This is a genomic window from Streptomyces pluripotens, from assembly GCF_000802245.2.
GTDB lineage: Bacteria > Actinomycetota > Actinomycetes > Streptomycetales > Streptomycetaceae > Streptomyces > Streptomyces pluripotens.
This window is the reverse complement of record NZ_CP021080.1, coordinates 4,735,767-4,752,335: the sequence shown is the minus strand read 5'-3', so window position 1 is coordinate 4,752,335 and position 16,569 is coordinate 4,735,767. Positions and strand designations below refer to the sequence as shown.

The window sequence follows — 16,569 nt, the reverse complement described above, 5'->3', positions numbered from 1 at the left end:
CTACTGACCGCCGCTGGCCAGCGGGTCTGACGGCGGGGTGCCGTCACCCGTGGGCTCCTGACTGGTGGGCGTCTGGGACGGGGTCTGTGTGGGTGACTGGCCCGGAGACTGGGGCGGGGACGGCGGCTCGGTCGTCGGCGGCGCGCTCGTGGGCGGCTCGGTCGTGGGCGGCTCGGTCGTCGGCGACTCGCTGGTCGGCGTCTGCGACGGCGTCTGGGTCGGGGACTGGGACGGGGAGGCGGACTGGGTCTGGGTCGGCTCAACCGCCGCGCCCTGGGCGGTGTCCAGGTCGAACTCGGCCTTCTTCGTCACGCCGAAGGTGTACGCGGCCCAGATCCGTGCCGGAGGACCACCACCGTCCACCCGTCCCTTGCCCATCGCGCCCTTCATCGAGACGTGGTCCCACTTCTTGATCGGCCTGCCGTCGCAATTGGTGCCGCCGGCCTTGTCCGCCTCGCCGAACAAACCGACCGAGGTGACGAGGTCGGGGGTGTAGCCGGTGAACCAGGCCGAGCGATTGCAGTCGGAGGTGCCCGTCTTGCCGGCCACCTGCTGGCCGTCGCGCAGCGAGTTGGCCTCCACCGAGCTGTGGGCAGTGCCGTCGTCGACCACACCGGTGAGCACGGACGTCACCGTGTCGGCTGCCGTACGGCTGATCACCGAGTCGCCGACCGCGTCGGGCAACTGCACGCTACGGCCCGTCCGCTCAGCTGACTTGAGGATCGACGGGGTCACTTTCTTCCCGTGGTTGGCGAAGGTGGCGTAGATCCCGGCCATTTCCAGTGGGCTGGCGCCCATCGACCCCAGGGTCTGGGCGGGTACGGCCTGCATACCCTTGGTGTCCATGCCGAGTTGCTTGGCCGTGTCCATCACCTTGTCCATCCCCACGTCCACGCCCATCTGGGCGAAGACGGAGTTGACCGAGAGGTTCATGGCCTTCTGGACGGTGATGGAACCGTAACTCTGGTTGTCCTCGTTCGGCGGGGCGAAGCCGACCTTGACGCCGTGGTCCACGGCCTGGCGGCGGCTGTTGCCGTCGTAGATCGTGTCGGCGGTGATCTGCTTGCCGTCCTGGGTGGTGGCGTTGTTCCGGAGCGCGGCGGCGAGGATGACCGGCTTGAACGTCGACGCGGGCTGGAAGTCGCGGCGGGTCGCGTTGCTGCTGTAGTGCGCGTAGTAGTCCTGACCGCCGTACAGGGCGACGATCCCGCCCGTCTTGGGGTCGACGGAGACGGCGCCGGGCTGTACGTACCCGTCGACCCTGCGCTTCTTCTTGTCGAGATGGCCGGTGAGCTGGGACTTGACCGCCTTCTCCAGCGCGGCCTGCTTCTTCCGGTCGATGTTGAGGGTGATGGTCCAGCCCTTGGCGATGACCGCCTTCTCCGCGTCGGTCTGGCTCAGGCTGCTGTCCTGCGCCATGAGCTGCTGTTCCAACTGCTGGTTGGCGAGGCCGACCAGGTAGCCCTTCTGCCCGCCGAGGCCGGCGTCGGGCTTGGGCGCCTTGGGGGTCGGGAACTTCATGGCGTCGCGCTTGGTCTTGGGCAGCCAGCCCTGCTCGACCATGTTGTTCAGGACGTAGTTCCAGCGCGCCTTGACCAGTCGTTTGCTGGTGGGCGTGGCGACGGCCCAGTCGTACTGGCTGGGCGCCTGGAGCAGGGCGGCGAGGTAGGCGCCCTGCTCGACCGTCAGGTCCTGGGCGTCGACGCGGTAGTAGGCCTGCGCTGCGGCCTGGATGCCGTAGGCGTTGCGGCCGTAGTAGCTGGTGTTGATGTAGCCCGCGAGGATGTCGTCCTTGGACTTCTCACGGTCCACCTTCAACGCGATGACCAGTTCCTTCAGCTTGCGGGTGACGGTCTGGTCCTGGTTGAGGTAGTAGTTCTTGACGTACTGCTGGGTGATCGTCGAGCCGCCTTGCTTGCCCTTGCCCGCCAACGTGTTGAGCAGGGCGCGGGCCGTGCCCTTGAAGTCGACTCCGGCGTCCTTGTAGAAGGTCTTGTTCTCCGCCGCGACGAACGTCAGCTGGACCTTGCGGGGCACTTTGGAGAGGCCGACGATCTCGCGGTTGGTCTTGCCGCTGCGAGCCAGCAGTGTTCCGTCGCTGAACTTGTAGACGTTGCTCTGCTGTTGGGCGGCGAGGTTGGGCGGCGGAACGTCCACGTAGAGGTAGAGCCCGATGAAGCCGGCGATGGCCAGCAGACAGGTTCCGAAGATGGTGCCGAGGATCTTCTTCCAGGTGAACATCCGGCGTATGAGGCTCTTTTTGGGTTGGTCGGGCTTGTCTGGAGCCGCGGTGGAGCCGGTGCCGACCGTGGGTGCGGAGCGGCGGCCCTTGGACGCCGCGCGGCGGCCACCGCGCTGTCGCGCTCGTCTCTCTTCCGCTCGTCCCATGAGTCCCTACGCTCGCTTCCGTCTCGGGGTCAGCTTCGAAAGCTAACACCCGCCTATACGACAAAGGGCGTCTCATCCGCTCTTTTGCGGACGTGACAATGAGCACCCGCCCCCTAAGGAACCGACGGATACGGCTGGTCAAGGGTTGCTTGGGCAGTTAAAGTGATATCACTTAGCTAGAATCAAGCTAGGCACGACAAGGAACGGGGGACCACTCATGTCCGTACAAGACACCACCCAGGAAGCGACGACCGTCGCCGACGTACCCGCGATGCCGGCCCCAGGGGTACGGGAGTACACCGCTCACAGCATCGGCGGCGGGCTCGCCCTGCTGCTCGGACTGCTCGGACTCGGCACGTCCGTCGCGCTGTTCGCCACCGCCGCGGCGGTCTCCGTCGTCGGCGCCAAGGCCGGACTCATCATCACCGGCATCCTGGTCTTCCTCGCCGCGGTGATCGCCATGCGCGGCCTGAATACGGTCGCACCGGGCGAGGCGCGGGTCGTCCAGCTCTTCGGGCGCTACCGGGGCACGATCCGTCAGGACGGCCTGCGTTGGGTGAACCCGTTCACCTCGCGTACCCGGATCTCCACCCGGGTACGCAACCACGAGACGGCCGTACTGAAGGTCAACGACGCCTACGGCAACCCGATCGAGTTGGCCGCGGTCGTGGTCTGGAAGGTCCAGGACACCGCCCAGGCCGTCTTCGAGGTGGACGACTACGCCGAGTTCGTCGCCACGCAGACCGAGACGGCCGTGCGGCACATCGCCATCGAGTACCCGTACGACGCCCACGACGAGAACGGCCTGTCGCTGCGCGGCAACGCCGAGGAAATCACCGAGAAGCTGGCCGTCGAACTGCAGGCACGGGTCGAGGCGGCCGGAGTGCAGGTCGTCGAATCGCGCTTCACCCATCTCGCGTACGCCCCCGAGATCGCCTCGGCAATGCTCCAACGGCAGCAGGCGGGCGCGGTCGTCGCCGCCCGGCGGGAGATCGTCGACGGCGCCGTGGGCATGGTCGAGGCAGCGCTCGCCCGGATCGCCGAGCGGGACATCGTGGAACTGGACGAGGAACGCAAGGCAGCCATGGTCTCCAACCTGATGGTCGTGCTGTGCGGCGACCGGGCCCCGCAGCCGGTCCTCAACACTGGGACCCTCTACCAGTGACGGACTCTCCCGACGAGACTCCGCGGCGCCGGCCGCAGCAGCGCAAACAGGTGCTGCTGCGGCTCGACCCGTCGGTCTACGAGGCGCTGGCCCGCTGGGCCGGAGAGGACCTGCGCTCGGCCAACGCGCAGATCGAGTTCCTGCTGCGCAAGTCGCTGGCCGAAGCGGGGCGGCTGCCGAAGGACACCAAACCCATGCCGCGCAGAGGCCGACCGCCTGTCACTGAACCGTGACAAACGCCCCTCACCTGCACCGCCGCACCCTTGGCGATGATCTACACACGGTGCGTATACACCCCGCGTATACACCATGTGTAGAGTCGGGACCATGTCCATCGGTCACACCCTTCTAGGGCTCCTGGAGTCCGGCCCATGCCACGGCTACGACCTCAAGCGGGCCTTCGATGAGAAGTTCGGTCACGACCGGCCGCTGCACTACGGCCAGGTCTACTCCACGATGTCCCGACTGCTGAAGCACGGGCTCGTGGAAGTCGACGGGATCGAGGCGGGCGGCGGTCCCGAGCGCAAGCGGTACGCCATCACCGACGCCGGCATCACCGACGTCGCGCGCTGGCTCGCCACCCCGGAGAAGCCGGAGGAGTACCTCCAGTCGACCCTCTACACCAAGGTCGTGCTCGCGCTCCTGACGGGTCGCGACGCGGCCGACATCCTCGACACCCAGCGCGCCGAGCACCTGCGCAGCATGCGCATCCTGACCGACCGCAAGCGCAAGGGCGATCTCGCGGACCAGCTGATCTGCGACCACGCCCTGTTCCACCTGGAGGCCGACCTGCGCTGGCTGGAACTGGCCGCGGCGCGTCTCGACAAGCTCCGTGCGGCGGTGGCCCGATGACCCCTCCTCCCGGTTCCCTGCTCGCCGCCGAGGACCTGCGCAAGGCCTACGGCCCGACCGTCGCGCTCGACGGCGCCGCTTTCTCCATCCACCCGGGCGAGGTCGTCGCCGTGATGGGCCCCTCCGGGTCCGGCAAGTCGACGTTGCTGCACTGCCTCGCCGGCATCGTGCCGCCCGACTCCGGATCCATCACCTACGCCGGTCGTGAACTGGCCGGCATGAGCGACGCCGAGCGCAGCGCCCTGCGGCGCGGCGAATTCGGGTTCGTCTTCCAGTTCGGTCAGCTCGTCCCCGAGCTGACCTGTGTGGAGAACGTAGCGCTGCCGCTGCGGCTGAACGGCACCTCCCGCAAGGAGGCCGAGCGAGCGGCGCTCACCTGGATGGAGCGCCTGGAGGTGGACGGCCTCAAGGGCAAGCGTCCCGGCGAGGTCTCCGGCGGCCAGGGCCAGCGTGTCGCGGTGGCGCGGGCGCTGGTCACCGGGCCGCGGGTGCTGTTCGCCGACGAGCCGACCGGCGCGCTCGATTCCCTCAACGGCGAGCGTGTAATGGAACTGCTGACCGACGCGGCCCGCTCCACCAACGCGGCCGTCGTGCTGGTCACGCACGAGGCCCGGGTGGCCGCCTACTCCGACCGCGAGATCGTCGTCCGCGACGGCAGGTCCCGGGACATGGAGCGGACCGTATGAGCGCACGAGGGTGGGGGAGGGACCTCGCCCTGGGGGCCCGGTTCGCCTGCACCGGCGGACGCGAGGGCTGGGTCCGCATGCTGCTGACCGCGGTCGGCGTCGGGCTGGGCGTGGCCCTGCTGCTGCTGACGACGGCGTTGCCGAACGCACTGGCAGTACGGCATGACCGCGACGAGGCCCGGCTGGACTACACCTACGGCCGGCACCGGCCGAAAGCCGCCGACACCCTGGTGATCTCGGACCTCAACACGACGTACCACGGCAAGGACGTCCGCGGCCGACTGGTGGAACCCGAGGGACCGCGGGCTCCGGTGGCTCCGGGCCTGACGAAGTACCCGGCCCCCGGCGACATGGTCGTCTCCCCCGCGTTGAAGGAACTACTCGACTCCGCCGACGGCAAACTGCTGCGCGAGCGGCTGCCGTACCACGTGGTCGGGACGATCGGCGAGCCGGGACTCATCGGTTCTCGTGAGCTCGCCTACTACGCCGGTGCGAAGAACCTGGCCCCGCGGATCGACGGCTGGCGGACGGCCCGAATCAGCGAGTTCGGACGTCCGCAGGGGACCACGGCGGACACCTGGGACCCGGTGCTGATCCTGCTGGTGCTGGTCGTCTTCGTGGCGCTGCTGATGCCGGTCGCGGTGTTCATCGCCGCAGCCGTACGGTTCGGCGGCGAGCGGCGTGACCGCAGGTTGGCGGCGCTGCGACTGGTGGGCTCCGACAGCCGGATGACCCGCCGCATCGCGGCGGGCGAAGCGGTCGCCGGATCGTTGCTCGGACTGGTCCTCGGCACGGTGTTCTTCCTGCTGGGCCGGCAGGTCGCGGGTTCCGTCGAGATCCTGGGGGTCAGCGTGTTCCCCAGCTACCTCAACCCCTCCCCCGCACTGGCCGCGCTGGTCGCGGTCGCCGTTCCGGCAGCGGCGGTGCTGGTGACCCTGCTCGCACTGCGCGGAGTGGTCATCGAGCCGTTGGGCGTGGTCCGTACGGCCAAGCAGGCGCGGCGCCGGCTGTGGTGGCGGCTACTGCTGCCGCTGGGCGGACTCGCGATGCTGACACCGATGCTCGGTCAGGGCCGGTCCAACGGCGACTTCAACCAGTACCTGGTGACCGGTGGTGTCCTGCTGCTCCTCTCCGGAGTGACCGCGCTGCTGCCGTGGCTCGTCGAAGCGGTGGTGGCCCGGCTCGGTCGGGGCTCGATCTCCTGGCAACTCGCTGTCCGTCGACTCCAGTTGAGCAGCGGCACGGCAGCCCGCATGGTGAACGGCATCGCCGTCGCGGTGGCCGGGGCGATCGCCCTGCAGATGGTGTTCGCGGGAGTCCAGAGCGACTACACCCGGCGCACCAGCGACGATGTCACCCGGGCGCAGATGCAGGTCAACCTGGGGCGCGGGACCGAGCTCGGCCCGACCGCCCGGAAGTTCTCCGCCACCCAGGGCGTGCGCAAGGCCACCGTGCTGGGGTTCGCCGATCTCGGCGACCGCCCCTGGCACGGCGAACAGGGCCCGCAGACCACGACGAGCGTGACCATCGGCGACTGCTCCTCCCTGCGTGAGGTGGCGCGGATGTCCTCCTGCCGGAACGGGGATGTCTTCGTCGCGAAAGGCGGGCAAGCCGCTGCAAACGTGGCCAGGCTCGCCAGGCCGGGCCGCACGCTCCATCTCGACACCGGCAACGACACGGAGAAGGGCCCGGACGTCGTGTGGACCGTGCCGCACCGCCTGAAGCAGGCCCGCGCGGTCACCGATCCGGCGGGGAACAAGGGGAGCGGCCTGCTGATGACACCAGCCGCCGTGCCCGCCGGGATGGCCCCGGCGGTCAGCGCAACGGTGTACCTCGCTCTCGACGAGTCGGTACCGGACGTGCACGAGTACGTCCGCAATACGGCGGTGAAGATCGACCCACTGGCGGACGCGATGGTGTGGGCTTCCACCGAGCAGTCCCGCAAGTTCACCTCCATCCGCACCGGCCTGTTCGTCGGCGCCACCTGCGTACTGGCGCTGATCGGCGCGAGCCTGCTGGTCTCCCAGCTGGAGCAGTTGCGCGAACGCAGGAAGCTGCTGTCGTCGCTGGTCGCCTTCGGCACGCGGCGGCGCACGCTGAGCCTGTCGGTGCTGTGGCAGACGGCGATCCCGATCGCGCTCGGCCTGCTGCTCGCCTCGGTCGTGGGGCTGACGCTGGGCACCGTGCTCCTGAAGATGGCCGGCGCGACCATGAGCGTGGACTGGTCGAGCGTGCTGGCGATGTCCGCCGTCGGCGCCGGGGTCGTCCTCACCGTCACCCTCTTCAGCTTGCCGCTGCTGCTCCGTCTGATGCGCCCGGACGGACTGCGCACCGAGTAGGAACGGCGGACCGGCCCCCTCGCAACCAGGGCCCCTCCGCCGCCGGAGGGGCCCACTCGGCCAGGAGTCACAGACTGTGCTCTCGCACCACCCTCCGAGCCTGGGCGAACAACATGCCGACGTTCACCGACTTGCGGCACACGACCACGGCGACGACGTCCTGCTGCTCGTTCATGCGGATGAACAGGTGGGTGAGGTTGTCACTGTTGACCAGGATTTCCTGGAAGAAATGAGTGTCATCGGTGATGCCGCGCCGCTCCTTGAAGATGTCCTCGATCATGACGACCGTGCGCCCCTGGAAGAGGTCGAGGGTCGCGCCGGCCAACAGGTCCAGCACCTCGGGCGGATGGTTGTCGACGGTCTCGTACGACAGCAGCATTCCGGTGGACATGTCCACCACACCCGCTGCCACACAGTCCGGCGCGTCCGATCGAAGGCTCTTGACCAGGCTCATGACCTGGTCGGAGAAGCCCGGCGTCAAGCGCTTCGTCGCCATTGGTTCACACTCCCTCGGGGGTCTTGTCGGTGAGGATCGAACCGATCCGGTCGACGGTCGAATGGGTCACCCGGTGCAGACGGTCGACGTCCACGCCCTCGTCGCCGAGCACGACCATCAGTGCGGTCTCGCCGATGGCGTAGAAGGCGATACAACCGTGACTGCCGTAGGTCACTGTCTGGCGCAGCACACCGCGTGCGGTGGCATCGGCAGTGCGGCGGGCAAGGCCCAGCCCGGCGGCCGCCAGGGCCGCGAGGCCCTCCGGGTCGATCGAATCCCCGGTGTCGGCCGCGATGAGCAGTCCGTCGGCAGCCGCGACGGCGGTGTCGGTGATTCCGGTCACCTGCTCGCGCAGCCCGCGCATTTCCCGCGCCAGGGCTTCTTGATTCATGTATTCAGCTCCATCGTTCCTGATCGGATTCGACCGCTGCGGCGGTCAACGCGCCGTTCTCTCGCGTCGTTGGGCGGTTCCGTGCCGCAGCGCAGGAACCCTTTCCAGCTCGCCGCGCTCTTCCGTGGGGCGAGGGCTTCGGTGATGCCACTGGCGCCGGGCTCCCGGCGCGGCAGCACGGTGCAGGCCGACGGAGGCTCGGGCAAGGGCGGTTCGCGGCGGAGGACGGCCTGTGCCTGAGGTCGCACCCGGACCGGGGCGCCGACGAGGGGCTCGGGGCAGTCCAGCAGTCCCTCGCTGAGCATGCGGGCCACCTCGACCGTGACCGTGTAGACCCCGCGACCCGTGCGGAAGGCGAGGTCACGGGCGGTGCGTCGGCCGTCAGCATGCGCGAGCAGCTCACGCTGCAAGGGGGTGCGACCGCATTCCGACGGGACGGTGGGCCACGGTCGTTCCCCGTCGGGGGACACGGGGCAGGGCAGCCCGGCCACGGCGGCGATCCGGCGGAAGACGGACTGGAGCAGCCGGGCGGGCACCTCCCCCTGGGCGACCGGGGCTTTCGGTTCGGTGCCCGGCACGCGTTCACAGCCGTCCACCTGGCCGGCGAGGATGGCGAAGGCCGCATCCTGCAATGCCATCAGGCACACCACCCGGAGTTGGGCGGCCCCCGCATAGCCGTGCGCGATCAATGCGGCGACCGGCCAGCGTTCTCCACCGGACTCGCGTACCAGCGCCGCCCAATGATCGCCGTCGATGCGGTCCGACCGCAGCAGCAGTGCCTCGGGGCCGGGAGAGCCGGGGCTCTCGACCGCGACGACAAGTCCGTTGCGTAGGTGGAAGGCGCCGCCGGGGCTGCCCGGCACCCGCAACTCCCCGGTGAATCCCTCGTGCCCGCACGCGGTCAGCGCGTGGGCGAGCCGACCCTGGTCCATCACTCCCCTTGATTTTTCGCACAGACGCCTGATGCATCGCCCTGAGGGGGAATGTTTATCAGCTCAACGGGGTATTTCCGCCGGGGATTTCCGACCTGTCCCCGACTGATGGAAGTTGGAGTATCGGGTCTTTCAAAGCGCTTTGTTCAGCACTCTTTTGATCGATTGGCGCACTTAGCTGCCCGCGTCGAGCACCCGGACCGGCAGCGGTCGGAACGCCTCCCGCAGAGCCGTCGCCAGCTCCCGGTACTCGGCGCTGCGGGCCGCCCCGGAGCGCATGGCGAGGGCGATGCGCCGGCTCGGCGCGGGTTCGGCGAAGCATCCGGTCAGCAGCTGACTGCTCCGGGTCGTCTCCAGCTTCAGCGCAGTGCGCGGGAGGAGCGTGCAGCCGAGTCCGCCGGCAACGAGTTGGATCAGGGTGGAGAGCCCGGCCGCCGTCGTGGTCACCGGGGCGTCGCCCCGTCCGGCCTCCCGGCAGATGTCCAGGGCCTGGTCGCGCAGGCAGTGCCCCTCGTCCAGGAGCAGCAGGTTGAGTTCCCTGAGTGCTTCACGAGGGATGCCCTCACGCCCACCGAGCCAGTGATCGAGCGGGGTGACGAGCACGAAGTCCTCGTCGAAGAGCGGGAGTTCGACCACGCCGGGGAGACCGAGGGGAACGGCGAGCAGCAGCAGATCGAGGCGGCCGGATTGGAGCCCGTCGAGCAGGTTCGCGGTCTGCTCCTCGTGCACCTGCAGATCAAGGTGCGGGTACCGCTCGTGCACCAGCCGCAGCACGGTGGGCAGCAGGTACGGCGCTACGGTCGGGATCACGCCGAGCCGCAGCGCCCCGGTGAAGGGCGCCCGGACCGCCTCGGCTTCCTCCAGCAACGCTCCGACGGCCTCCAGCACCACCTTCGCCCGTGCGGCGAGCCGCTCCCCCGCAGGGGAGAGCAGCACCTTGCGGGTCGTACGCTCCACGAGGGTCACGCCGAGGGTCTCTTCCAGCGCCGATACCGCGCCTGACAGGGCGGGCTGACTCATTCCGATGGCCGCCGCCGCGTCCCGGAAGTGCAGATGCTCGGCGACGGCCGCGAAGGCACGCAGCTGCGCGAGGCTCGGCTGCCTCCGCTTTCCGTTACTGATGACCACTGATAACCGCCTCCGATCAACGCCTCAGATTGTAGCTATTTCCCTAATCAATGCCTCCTGTGCCAACATCAACGACGTCCAACCCATGGGAAACTCCCTCAAAAGGGGAGTTTCTTCGCTGCAAGGAGAGCGTGTGCTCACTGTCGGTGACAAGTTCCCCGAGTTCGAACTGACCTCCTGCGTCTCGCTGGAGAAGGGCAAGGAGTTCGAGCAGATCCACCACAAGTCCTACGAGGGCAAGTGGCTGGTCGTCTTCGCCTGGCCGAAGGACTTCACCTTCGTCTGCCCGACCGAGATCGCCGCGTTCGGGAAGCTGAACGACGAGTTCGCCGACCGCGACGCCCAGATCCTCGGTTTCTCCGGCGACTCCGAGTTCGTCCACCACGCCTGGCGCAAGGACCACCCGGACCTGACCGACCTGCCGTTCCCGATGATGGCGGACTCCAAGCACGAGCTGATGCGCGACCTCGGCATCGAGGGCGCGGACGGCTTCGCGCAGCGTGCCGTCTTCATCGTCGACCCGAACCGCGAGATCCAGTTCACGATGGTCACCGCGGGCTCCGTCGGCCGTAACCCCAAGGAGGTCCTGCGCGTGCTGGACGCCCTGCAGACCGACGAGCTGTGCCCGTGCAACTGGAGCAAGGGCGAGCAGACCCTCGACCCGGTCGCGCTGCTGGCTGGTGAGTGACCCGTGTCGCTCGACTCCCTGAAGTCCCGCATACCGGACTACGCCAAGGACCTGAAGCTCAACCTGGGCTCGGTCATCGGCAACTCGGAGCTGCCGGAGCAGCAGTTGTGGGGCACGGTGCTGGCGACCGCCATCGCCTCCCGTTCCCCGATCGTGCTACGCGAACTGGAGCCCGAGGCGAAGGCGAACCTCAAGCCGGAGGCGTACACGGCTGCGAAGGCCGCCGCCGCGGTCATGGCGATGAACAACGTCTTCTACCGCACCCGGCACCTGCTGTCCGACCACGAGTACGGCACCCTGCGCGCGGGCCTGCGGATGAACGTCATCGGCAACCCCGGCGTGGAGAAGGTCGACTTCGAGCTGTGGTCCTTCGCGGTGTCCGCGATCAACGGCTGTGGCATGTGCCTGGACTCGCACGAGCAGGTACTGCGCAAGGCCGGCGTCGACCGTGAGGTCGTCCAGGAAGCGTTCAAGATCGCGTCCGTGGTTCAGGCAGTCGGCGTCACCCTCGACGCGGAAGCGGTGCTGGCCGATCCGGCTGAGTGAACCGCCCCTGCGCAAAACGGCCCCTGTCCGCCCACCGGTGGGCAGGGGCCGTCGCCTTCTCCGGTTCTAGGCTGGGAGATGGGAACCTGATCGAGGGAGGTCGCCATGGGCACTCAGTCGGGTCAACCGGGTCGGGTCACGGTGGTCGGTCCCAGCGAACGCAGGCCGGGTCCTCCGACACCGGGAATGGAACGGCAGGAGGCCTTCGCCACGCAGGACATGTGGTCGGGGCTGATCCGCACCGCTCCAGGCATGGTCTCGGGCTGGCACCACCACGGCGACTACGACACGGTGGTGTACGTCCTGTCCGGTCGCGTAAAGATCGACTTCGGCGCGGGGGGCGCCGACAGCGTGACCGGTCGTCCCGGAGACTTCATCCGGGTACCTCGTGACACGGTGCACCGGGAGGGCAACCCTTCGGCGGAGCCCGCCGAAGCCCTGGTACTCCGCGTCGGCAAGGGGCCCTCGACGTTCAACGTCGAGGGGCCGGCCAGCTGAGGGGGCCGGGCGACGTCCACCGCGGTCCCACAGCGCCCCGAGGTGCGGGGAACCGCTTGGCCAGGCACGGGGCGCCGCGGAAAGCCTGTGGTGCGCGGTGTGGCAGTTCCGGCAAAGCGGCAACCCGTGGGTAGGTCCTGAATCAGACCTGGACCTCCGGTTCCGCGCCCTCCGGTGGTCCCGCTGGCCCCACCGGCTCCGCGGAGGTCGTGTCCGTGGTGCCGGATACCGCCGTGGACGGAGTCGGGTCCGGGGCCGCCTCCTGGGAGTACGTGCGCAGATAGCCGACCACCGTGTTCGTCACCGCGACCAGAGGCACAGCCACGACCGCGCCGCCGATGCCGGCCACCATGCCCCCGGTCGCCACCGTCAGGACGACCGCCAACGGGTGGACGCGGACCGCGCGGCCGAGGATGAAGGGCTGCAGGATGTGGCCCTCGATCTGCTGGACCGCGAGGACGACCGCCAGGGTCATGACCGCTGTGAAGACGCCCTGGGTGACCAGCGCCACGATCACCGCGAGCGCACCGGAGGCGACGGCTCCGACGAGGGGGATGAAAGAGAACAGGAAGATGAAGACGGCCAGCGGAACGGCCATCGGCACGTTCAGGAAGTAGATGCCGATACCGATGAAGGTCGCGTCGATCAGGGCGACCAGGACCGTGCCGCGGACGTAGGCGGTCAGGGTGCGCCAGGCACGCGGGCCGGCACCGGCCACCCCGGGGCGGGCGGCGGAGGGCACCAGTTTCAGGAACCACCGCCAGATGCGCTCGCCGTCGTAGAGCAGGAAGAGCGTGGAGAAGAACACCAGCAGAATGCCGGTGAGGGCCTCGACGATGACCTGGACGCCCTCCAGACCCGCGGACGTTATCTGGTCGGCATTGGCGCCGATCGCCTCACGGAGGTTCTTGGCGATCTGGTTGATCTGCTTGTCGGTGACGTGGAAGGGGCTCCTCAGCAACCAGTTGCGCAGATCGTCGATGCCGCTCTGGATCTGGCTGGAGAGCGTGTCGATGTTCTCCATGACCTGCCAGGTCACGAACCACCCCATTAGGCCCATGACGACAAAGCCGAGGATGGCGGTCAGCGCGGTGGCAGGGCCGCGCGGTACCCCGCGGCGCTGCAGCCGGGCGACCGTCGGCTGCAGCAGCGCGGTGATCAGCAGCGCGATGACGAACGCGAAGACCACCAGTTGGACCGCGCTGATGACCCGCATCAGCACCCACACGGTGCCGGCCAGCACGAGCAGGCGCCAGCCGGCCTCGGCCGCGACCCGTACGCCCCAGGGCACGGCCTCGGAGGGGTCGGGGCGGGGACCGGGCGCCGGGGCGGCGAGCGGGACGGCACGCGGGGTGGGATCGCTGGGGGGAGGCACGTCGGGCGGTTCGGTCAGGGCGTGCTCCTTCTCCACCTCGGCGCGGCGCTCGTCCAGGCGCTCGCTCACCTCGGTGAGACCGGCCCCGAGCCGACCAAGCCACCCTGGCACTCGCGACATGATCCGTCCTCTTCCCCCGCGTCCCCGGGTGCTCGCCACCACTCCCCCCTGGAGTTGTCCGGATAGACCGTACAGGGCAAAAGCCCCTCCCCCTAGGACGGGGAGGGGCTACGCAAGGTTGAGCGGGAGACCGGCGGCCTAGTAGTAGTGGTTGGCCTGCCAGAAGGTCCAGGCCTGGCAGGGGCTGCCATAGCGGCCGTTCATGTAGCCCAGGCCCCACTTGATCTGGGTGGCCGGGTTGGTCCGCCAGTCGGCGCCGGCGGTGGACATCTTGGAGGCGGGCAGGGCTTGGAAGAGGCCGTAGGCGCCGGAGGAGGCGTTGACCGCGTGCATGTTCCAGCTCGACTCGTGGTTCACGATGTTGCTGAAGCACTGGAACTGGCTGGCGGGCACCATCTGGCGCGCCATCGCCTGGATCTGCGCGACGGTGTAGCTGCTCTGGACGGGGAAGCTGGAGGAGTCGCGGGCGGCGTCGCGGCTGGCCGCGGCCTTGGCCTCGGCGCGCTCCTTGGCGGCCTTCTCGGCAGCGGCCTTCTCGGCAGCGGCCTTCTCGGCGGCGGCCTTCTTGGCGATCGCGGTCTCGGCCGCGGCCTTGCGGGCCGTTTCCTCGGCGTCCTTCTTGGCGCTCGCGTCGGCGGCGATGGCCTGTGCGTCGGCCTGCTGCGTCAGAGTCGCGGACTGAACCTGCGCCTGCTGACCTGAGGGTATGTCTGCGAGGAGCGTGGCGTCGGCTGCCGTCGGCTCGGCGTCGTTGTTCTGCGCGACGCTGCCAGAGGCAACTCCGACGACGCTTCCGACGGCGGTGACCGCGGTGGCGGAGGCCACTGCGAATCCCCGGACCGAAATCCGGCTCACACGGTTTCCTTCCAGCATCGCCCGCTTCGGTGACCCTGGCGGACGCAATCGTGCCCCTGACACTGGCCTCCCAACTGCGGGGTCACGGGAGGCACGGGCCCGGTGGGCAACTCCCTCGGAGGGAGCGCCGCGTGAAGCTCGGGCGGCATACGACGAACCCTATGGAGTTGGTGCTTCTGGTGCGGTGCCGCACCTCCCCACTACCTCAAGGGTGCGAGGGGCACCCCCAGGGGGATACGGCTGTGTCGTATGCGGGGCCTGACAGAACTGAGACTCTGCCGTAACCAGGCGCCGGGTGGCAATTCTGCGTTACGTGTGAAAGCTCACATCCCGTTTGGCCCTGGGGGTTTCCGGAAATCCCCACGCACGAAGGCGCCGCCCAGCTAGGCTCACGTGCCTTTGCGGGCGGCGCCAACTGGACTGGATCGCCTCAGATGTGACCCTCTTCGAGCATTTCGGTCACAAGGGCAGCGATCCGGGACCTCTCGGACCGGGTCAGCGTGACGTGCGCGAAGAGCGGATGCCCTTTGAGCTTCTCCACCACGGCGACCACCCCGTCATAGCGACCGACACGCAGGTTGTCCCGTTGTGCCACGTCATGGGTCAGAACCACCCGTGAATTCGCGCCGATTCGGGACAGCACCGTCAGCAGGACGTTCCGTTCGAGGGACTGTGCCTCGTCCACGATCACGAAGGCGTCATGCAGCGAACGGCCACGGATGTGGGTGAGCGGGAGCACCTCAAGCATCCCGCGCGCGGTGACCTCCTCGATGACCTCGCGGCTGGTGACGGCGGACAGCGTGTCGAAGACGGCCTGCGCCCACGGGCTCATCTTCTCCGCCTCGGTGCCCGGCAGATAGCCCAGCTCCTGCCCGCCGACGGCGTACAGCGGACGGAAGACCATCACCTTCTGGTGCTGGCGACGCTCCAAGACCGCCTCCAGGCCGGCGCACAGAGCCAGCGCCGACTTGCCGGTGCCTGCCCGACCGCCCATCGAGACGATGCCGACGTCCGGATCCAGTAGCAGGTCGAGCGCGATGCGCTGCTCGGCGCTTCGGCCCTTGATGCCGAACGCCTCCCGGTCACCACGCACCAAGCGGACGTTGCCCTCGACGGTGACCCGGCCGAGCGCCTTGCCGCGCTCGGACTGGATGGTCAGGCCCGTGTGCACGGGGAGGCTGGAGGCCTCCGGGACGTACACGTGCCCTTCCTCGAAGAGGATGTCCACCTGTTCACCCGGAAGGGTGAGTTCGCTCATCCCGGTCCAACCGGAGTTCTCCGTGATGGCGAGCTCGGCCCGGTACTCCTCGGCGAGGAGGCCCACGGAGGAGGCCTTGATCCTCAGGGGCAGGTCCTTCGATACGACGGTGACGTCGAACCCCTCGGCCTGGAGGTTGCGGGCCACCGCGAGGATGCGGGAGTCGTTGTCCCCCAGGCGATAGCCGGTGGGCAGCACGCTGGGGTCCGAGTGGTTGAGCTCGACGCGGATCGTTCCGCCCAGTTCCCCGATCGGGATGGGGGCGTCGAGGCGACCATGCTTCACCCGGTAGTCGTCCAACAGGCGCAGCGCCTGGCGGGCGAAGTAGCCGAGTTCGGGATGGTGCCGCTTGGCCTCCAGTTCCGTGACCACGACCACGGGGAGCACGACCTCGTGCTCGTCGAAGCGGATCAGGGCGTTCGGATCGGCCAGCAGGACGCTGGTGTCGAGAACATAGGTGCGCCGGTCTGGCTTGTGGCGCTTTGCACTGGTCACCACGGAAGGACGTACCCCCTCGGATGAGGTCGGGGAGCGACGGAGTGGAAGCCGGGCCGGGAGGGTGGGAGCAGTGCGACCGATCCCTGGCCCCCGCGTGCGGCGGGCCGGGAGCCGGCCCTCCTCGGCTGCTTCGGTGCAGTGACCGCACGGTCGGGCTGGTGCAACGGGCCTCCCGGGCGGACGGCCCCGTGCCGCCCGCTGAGATCCGACACCCGTGGTTCGGGCGTCGACCTGCTTGGCTTATGCCCTCGAACGCGCGCCGCCATGCAAATACGGCCAACGGCGCGCTGATGAACTCCTTGTGACGTCCCCCGGAACCGGGGTGCGGAGCAACGCCCGCCACCGTGGTGGACG

16 protein-coding genes are annotated in these 16,569 nt (G+C 68.8%); 8 read left to right on the top strand and 8 right to left on the bottom strand.

Annotated features, from left to right (window positions below):
• The gene (locus LK06_RS21420; protein WP_039653096.1) at positions 1–2,388 is read right to left on the bottom strand and encodes a transglycosylase domain-containing protein; all 2,388 of its coding nucleotides are present in this window, start codon (positions 2,386–2,388) and stop codon (positions 1–3) included.
• Between the two features lie 217 nt (positions 2,389–2,605).
• Between LK06_RS21420 and LK06_RS21415 the strand changes: the two genes are divergently transcribed.
• The 5 genes from LK06_RS21415 to LK06_RS21395 all read left to right on the top strand — a co-directional run bounded on the left by LK06_RS21415 (position 2,606) and on the right by LK06_RS21395 (position 7,430).
• Positions 2,606–3,553, top strand: a complete 948-nt coding sequence (locus LK06_RS21415; protein WP_039653070.1) for an SPFH domain-containing protein — start codon at positions 2,606–2,608, stop codon at positions 3,551–3,553.
• Entirely contained in the window at positions 3,550–3,786 is a 237-nt protein-coding gene (locus tag LK06_RS21410) for a type II toxin-antitoxin system antitoxin (protein ID WP_039653068.1), read from the top strand. Before LK06_RS21415 ends, LK06_RS21410 begins: the two co-directional genes overlap by 4 nt.
• A 94-nt stretch (positions 3,787–3,880) precedes the next feature.
• Positions 3,881–4,405: a PadR family transcriptional regulator gene (locus LK06_RS21405; RefSeq protein WP_039653066.1), complete on the top strand. Its 525-nt coding sequence runs from the start codon at positions 3,881–3,883 to the stop codon at positions 4,403–4,405.
• Entirely contained in the window at positions 4,402–5,091 is a 690-nt protein-coding gene (locus LK06_RS21400; RefSeq protein WP_039653065.1) for an ABC transporter ATP-binding protein, read from the top strand. Before LK06_RS21405 ends, LK06_RS21400 begins: the two co-directional genes overlap by 4 nt.
• Positions 5,088–7,430: an ABC transporter permease gene (locus LK06_RS21395; protein ID WP_043433747.1), complete on the top strand. Its 2,343-nt coding sequence runs from the start codon at positions 5,088–5,090 to the stop codon at positions 7,428–7,430. Before LK06_RS21400 ends, LK06_RS21395 begins: the two co-directional genes overlap by 4 nt.
• 67 nt (positions 7,431–7,497) lie before the next feature.
• Here the strand turns inward: LK06_RS21395 and LK06_RS21390 are convergent, their stop codons facing one another.
• The 4 genes from LK06_RS21390 to LK06_RS21375 all read right to left on the bottom strand — a co-directional run bounded on the left by LK06_RS21390 (position 7,498) and on the right by LK06_RS21375 (position 10,371).
• Positions 7,498–7,926 carry a hypothetical protein gene (locus LK06_RS21390; protein WP_039653063.1) on the bottom strand — a complete coding sequence of 143 codons (429 nt, stop codon included), beginning with the start codon at positions 7,924–7,926 and terminating at the stop codon, positions 7,498–7,500.
• 4 nt (positions 7,927–7,930) lie between these two features.
• Positions 7,931–8,317 carry a roadblock/LC7 domain-containing protein gene (locus tag LK06_RS21385; RefSeq protein WP_039653062.1) on the bottom strand — a complete coding sequence of 129 codons (387 nt, stop codon included), beginning with the start codon at positions 8,315–8,317 and terminating at the stop codon, positions 7,931–7,933.
• On the bottom strand, positions 8,314–9,249 hold the full coding sequence (locus LK06_RS21380) for a hypothetical protein (protein ID WP_063837880.1): 936 nt from the start codon (positions 9,247–9,249) through the stop codon (positions 8,314–8,316). Before LK06_RS21380 ends, LK06_RS21385 begins: the two co-directional genes overlap by 4 nt.
• Before the next feature lie 174 nt (positions 9,250–9,423).
• Entirely contained in the window at positions 9,424–10,371 is a 948-nt protein-coding gene (locus tag LK06_RS21375) for a LysR substrate-binding domain-containing protein (RefSeq protein ID WP_039653235.1), read from the bottom strand.
• A 139-nt stretch (positions 10,372–10,510) separates the two neighbouring features.
• Between LK06_RS21375 and LK06_RS21370 the strand changes: the two genes are divergently transcribed.
• From LK06_RS21370 to LK06_RS21360, 3 genes are all read left to right on the top strand, one after another.
• The gene (locus LK06_RS21370; protein ID WP_043433745.1) at positions 10,511–11,065 is read left to right on the top strand and encodes a peroxiredoxin; all 555 of its coding nucleotides are present in this window, start codon (positions 10,511–10,513) and stop codon (positions 11,063–11,065) included.
• A gap of 3 nt (positions 11,066–11,068) precedes the next feature.
• Positions 11,069–11,611, top strand: coding sequence for an alkyl hydroperoxide reductase (locus tag LK06_RS21365; protein ID WP_039653060.1), 543 nt, complete (start codon positions 11,069–11,071; stop codon positions 11,609–11,611).
• Positions 11,612–11,716: 105 nt separating this feature from the next.
• Positions 11,717–12,109 (top strand): cupin domain-containing protein, encoded by a 393-nt coding sequence (locus tag LK06_RS21360; RefSeq protein WP_043433743.1) that lies wholly within the window; start codon positions 11,717–11,719, stop codon positions 12,107–12,109.
• A gap of 142 nt (positions 12,110–12,251) precedes the next feature.
• Here LK06_RS21360 and LK06_RS21355 read toward each other — a convergent pair whose 3' ends face one another.
• The 3 genes from LK06_RS21355 to phoH2 form a co-directional block, all read right to left on the bottom strand.
• Positions 12,252–13,604: an AI-2E family transporter gene (locus LK06_RS21355; RefSeq protein ID WP_039653056.1), complete on the bottom strand. Its 1,353-nt coding sequence runs from the start codon at positions 13,602–13,604 to the stop codon at positions 12,252–12,254.
• 138 nt (positions 13,605–13,742) lie between these two features.
• Positions 13,743–14,459, bottom strand: coding sequence for an aggregation-promoting factor C-terminal-like domain-containing protein (locus LK06_RS21350; protein ID WP_039653054.1), 717 nt, complete (start codon positions 14,457–14,459; stop codon positions 13,743–13,745).
• A gap of 430 nt (positions 14,460–14,889) precedes the next feature.
• Entirely contained in the window at positions 14,890–16,215 is a 1,326-nt protein-coding gene (gene phoH2 / locus LK06_RS21345; RefSeq protein ID WP_039653052.1) for an RNA 5'-3' helicase PhoH2, read from the bottom strand.
• Positions 16,216–16,569: the final 354 nt, after the last annotated feature.

Excerpts from the sequence above, each read along its gene's own strand:
- LK06_RS21380 (WP_063837880.1), bottom strand. The coding sequence starts at position 9,249 with ATGGACCAGGGTCGGCTCGCCCACGCGCTGACCGCGTGCGGGCACGAG.
- LK06_RS21385 (WP_039653062.1), bottom strand. The coding sequence starts at position 8,317 with ATGAATCAAGAAGCCCTGGCGCGGGAAATGCGCGGGCTGCGCGAGCAG.
- LK06_RS21415 (WP_039653070.1), top strand. The coding sequence starts at position 2,606 with ATGTCCGTACAAGACACCACCCAGGAAGCGACGACCGTCGCCGACGTA.
- LK06_RS21390 (WP_039653063.1), bottom strand. The coding sequence starts at position 7,926 with ATGGCGACGAAGCGCTTGACGCCGGGCTTCTCCGACCAGGTCATGAGC.
- LK06_RS21360 (WP_043433743.1), top strand. The coding sequence starts at position 11,717 with ATGGGCACTCAGTCGGGTCAACCGGGTCGGGTCACGGTGGTCGGTCCC.
- LK06_RS21400 (WP_039653065.1), top strand. The coding sequence starts at position 4,402 with ATGACCCCTCCTCCCGGTTCCCTGCTCGCCGCCGAGGACCTGCGCAAG.
- LK06_RS21395 (WP_043433747.1), top strand. The coding sequence starts at position 5,088 with ATGAGCGCACGAGGGTGGGGGAGGGACCTCGCCCTGGGGGCCCGGTTC.
- LK06_RS21420 (WP_039653096.1), bottom strand. The coding sequence starts at position 2,388 with ATGGGACGAGCGGAAGAGAGACGAGCGCGACAGCGCGGTGGCCGCCGC.
- LK06_RS21355 (WP_039653056.1), bottom strand. The coding sequence starts at position 13,604 with ATGTCGCGAGTGCCAGGGTGGCTTGGTCGGCTCGGGGCCGGTCTCACC.
- LK06_RS21405 (WP_039653066.1), top strand. The coding sequence starts at position 3,881 with ATGTCCATCGGTCACACCCTTCTAGGGCTCCTGGAGTCCGGCCCATGC.